This window comes from Moritella sp. (assembly GCF_033791185.1).
In the GTDB taxonomy this organism is placed as follows: Bacteria; Pseudomonadota; Gammaproteobacteria; order Enterobacterales; family Moritellaceae; genus Moritella.
Map to the genome: position 1 here is coordinate 1 of NZ_JASJHF010000180.1, position 4,203 is coordinate 4,203.

General features: G+C 43.7%; 2 protein-coding genes. Both read right to left on the reverse strand.

The window, feature by feature from the left end; genetic code table 11:
- A partial coding sequence (locus tag QNK26_RS10805) for an HAD-IC family P-type ATPase (protein ID WP_319222858.1) occupies positions 1 to 2,240 on the reverse strand: 2,240 nt, incomplete at its 3' end.
- Between the two features lie 88 nt (positions 2,241 to 2,328).
- Positions 2,329 to 4,203: pyruvate, phosphate dikinase (gene ppdK, locus QNK26_RS10810; RefSeq protein WP_319222859.1), on the reverse strand; the 1,875-nt coding region annotated here is incomplete at its 5' end.

Consider the following 4,203-nt stretch of genomic DNA (forward strand, 5'->3'; position numbering starts at 1 on the left):
GTGACTAACACATGCTCAATAATACCTCGCTCAAAAATAGGTTCGCTGGGTTTTCTCGGAGATTTAGTTAGCTCATTGCCTTCTTTCGGCTCAAAGGCTAAAGCCACATCTTGAACACCATTAGCAATTAAATTGAGCCACAACAATTGAATCGCAGTTAGCGGCATCGGCAGCCCAGTTAATACCGTCAGAAAAAATAACAATAATGCAGAAAAACCAGTCGCAATTAATAGGGCGATCACTTTACGAATATTATTGTAAACAATTCGCCCTTGCTCAATGCCGTTTACTATCGATAAAAAATTGTCATCGGTAATAATTAAGTCCGCGACTTCCTTCGCCAGATCCGTCCCCTTTTTCCCCATCGCAATACCAGCGTTGGCTCTACGCATTGCAGGTGCATCATTAACACCATCTCCTGTCACAGCAACAAAGTGCCCCTGTTTCATAAAGCCATCAACAATCATCTCTTTCTGTGTTGGTTCAATGCGTGCAAAAACTCTCACCGGTCGAATCAAATCTGACAATGCTTTGCTACCAATTTCATTGGCTGCCTTTATCATTGCGCCAGTAACAACCTGACTTTGTGAATCAGCTAATCCTAGTTCACTAGCAATCGCTAATGCCGTTGCCGGGTGGTCTCCGGTGATCATTGCCACTTCAATCCCCCCTGAACGGCACCTTTGTATGGCATTTTTAGCTTCACTGCGAACCGGATCAATCATCGCGACCATACCCAAATAGGTCATATCTTGTAGATGATCAAGCGCATTCCCCTGATTTGGGAGTTCACGTCTTGCCAATGCAATAATGCGGAATCCTTGTTTTGCTAACTGTTCGAATTGCATTTGTATTTTTTGGTGGTCAATGGGTACAGGACCTGAAGGAGAGTGCATATAGGTTGATAGCTCTAGCATTTTTTCCGGGCTACCTTTAACATAAAGGCAAGCTTGATCTTGATCTAGATTGATACTGCCACTGAATGCTTTTTCAGACTCATAGGGGATAATCTCTAGCTGTGTTTGTTGTTTGCGGATATCCGAAACAGACAAACCCAATTTTTTTGCAAGCACTAAAAATGCAATATCAACAATATCCCCATCCGATGCCCATTCACCGCCTGAATAATCTAAGTGGCTTTCATTGGCTAATACACCGGTAATACAAAGCTCTCTCAGTTGAATAATATTTTCGCCTTCAATTTTTCCTCCAGAAACTCCCTCCCCCGTCACCTTATAGACGTTACCTTCAGGAAGAACTACCCTCTGCACCGTTAATTCATTAACCGTTAACGTCCCCGTTTTATCCGAACAGATGAAAGTACAAGAGCCCAATGCTTCAACCGCGACTAATTTTCGAATAATCACATTATGCTTAACCATACGCCGCATACCGATCGCTAAGGCAACGGTGAGTGCGGCAGGTAAACCTTCAGGAATGGTAGACACTGCTAGCCCAATGGCCATCATTACCATTTTTTCAACTTGGTAGCCTCCCATAAAGAGCATCAAAGCAACCAATGCAATGATCGAAATAGTAATCGCAAAAGCGACTTTATAGGTAAAAAGTCTCATTCTAATTAAAAGGGGCGGTTCAGAAATTCTATCGGCAGAAACATGCGTCGCAATATTTCCTATTTCTGTATTAATACCTGTCTTGATCACGACACCTTGTGCTCGACCATGGGTCACGATACTGCCGGCAAAACAACGATTAAATTGCTCACTGATAGGCGCATCTTGTGCTACTTTTTTCTGGCAACTTTTTGCGACGGCTAAAGACTCCCCGGTTAGCATAGATTCATCTACCGCTAGATTTTGTGATGATATCAACTCGAGATCAGCGGGCACCTTATCTCCGGAGAACAGTAATAACAGATCTCCCAAAACAACTTCTTTAGAGTCAATGGTTTGTACTACTCCATCTCTAATAACGTGGGCACTGCCCTTAACCATTTTTTTTAATGCACTGGCTGATTTTTGAGCCGAATATTCTTGAATGGTGCCTATGATGGCATTGATGAATAGCACCGCAATTATAAATATGGCGCTGGGGATTTGCTTAACCAAAAATGAAACTATCGAGGCAACTAATAAAATATAAATAAAGGGGCTAAGAAACTGTTTGAAAAAGATAGCAACAAGGCCAATCGGTTGGCTAGAAGGCAGACAGTTTTCACCGTATTGTAGCAAGCGCTCTTTGGCTTCAGTGGAGCTGAGTCCCTGTTCTTGAGTATTCATCTACATATCAACCTATCTCTGCCATGAGTACACTGAAGAAAAACGCGCAACACTACCCTGCTGCGCATTTTCCACCAGTACTAGCGCATCATTTATCCTGCAAAGCTGCATGCGCGGCAGCTAGACGAGCAATCGGCACGCGATAAGGCGAACAGGAAACATAATCTAAACCTATCTGATGACAAAACGCTACGCTTGACGGTTCTCCGCCATGCTCACCACATATTCCAACCGTTAAATCGGCATGGGTTGAGCGCCCTTTCTCTGTGCCTATTTTTATCAGTTGACCAACACCATCACGATCTAGTTTGACAAATGGGTTACTTAAAAAAACCTTTTTATCAATATATTCAGGGAGAAAGCTACTCGCATCATCACGCGATAAACCATAGGTAGTTTGCGTTAGGTCATTGGTACCAAAAGAGAAAAAATCAGCTTGTTCCGCTATTTTATCTGCCAATAGCGCGGCACGCGGCAGCTCAATCATAGTGCCAATATGATAATCGACCTGAATTGCATAACTAGCCAGAACTTGTTCAGCAACTTGCTGAGCATTTTTACGTAACACAGTTAGCTCATTGACATCGGCAACCAGTGGAATCATGATCTCGGGAACAATGCTAAAATGTTCATTTTTCACCAATTCACAGGCCGCTTCCATAATCGCTCTCACCTGCATATCGTAGATTTCCGGATAGGTGATACCAAGCCGACAGCCACGATGGCCAAGCATTGGGTTAAACTCTCGTAACGCTTGCACATGTTCTTTTACTTGAGAGAAGCGAATACCGGCCAGCGCCGCAAGATCGGCAATATCATCGTCTCTCTGTGGTAAAAATTCGTGTAATGGCGGATCTAATAAACGGATCGTGACAGGTCTCCCTTTCATCTCACGAAACAAACCAATAAAGTCAGCTTTTTGCATTGGCATGATCTTAGCTAATGCCTTTTCCCTATCTTGTAAATCAGCCGAAACAATCATTTCACGTACCGCTTGAATCCGATCGACATCAAAAAACATATGCTCAGTACGGCATAGACCAATCCCCTCTGCCCCAAATTCTCTGGCCAATTTGGCATCATTGGGGGTATCAGCATTACAGCGAATTCCTAGGCGACGATATTTATCTGCCCAATTCATTAAGGTCTTAAAATCGTCACTAAGCACTCCCTGTATTTTTGCAACATCACCGAGAATCACTTCACCGAGACTGCCATCGAGCGTGATCAGATCACCACGTTTAATGGTAAAACCCGACTTAGTAGTGAATAACTGTTTTTCATAATCTATTTTTAAATCACTACAGCCAGCGACACAGCATTTACCCATACCACGCGCAACAACAGCAGCATGTGACGTCATGCCTCCACGCGCAGTAAGGATCCCTTGAGCTGCATTCATACCATGGATATCATCTGGACTGGTTTCAACTCTAACCAAGATAACCTGCTGTTTTAGCTTCGCTTGTTGCTCCGCCTCATCGGCATTAAAAACCACCATACCACTACAGGCCCCCGGCGAAGCGGGCAAGCCATTGGCGATAATGTTTTTTTCTGCATTGGGATCCAAAGAGGGGTGTAATAACTGCTCTAGCTGCTCAGGTTTCACCCGTAATAGGGCTTGTTGCTCGGTTAGCATCCCCTCTTTAACCATCTCGACTGCAATGCGAATTGCGGCATGAGCAGTGCGTTTACCGGTGCGTGTTTGCAACATATAAAGCTTGCCAGCTTGTACGGTAAATTCAATATCTTGTATGTCTTTAAAATGCCTTTCTAAGGTTTGACGAATATCCACTAACTGCTGATAGCATTCAGGAAATACATCTTCCATCGCAGGGAGGTCACCCTCTTTATATTTGTTTTTATTCAGGGGTTGTGGGGTACGGATGCCGGCGACTACGTCTTCCCCCTGTGCATTAACAAGATATTCTCCATAGAAGTAATTTTCTCCCGTAGAGGGATC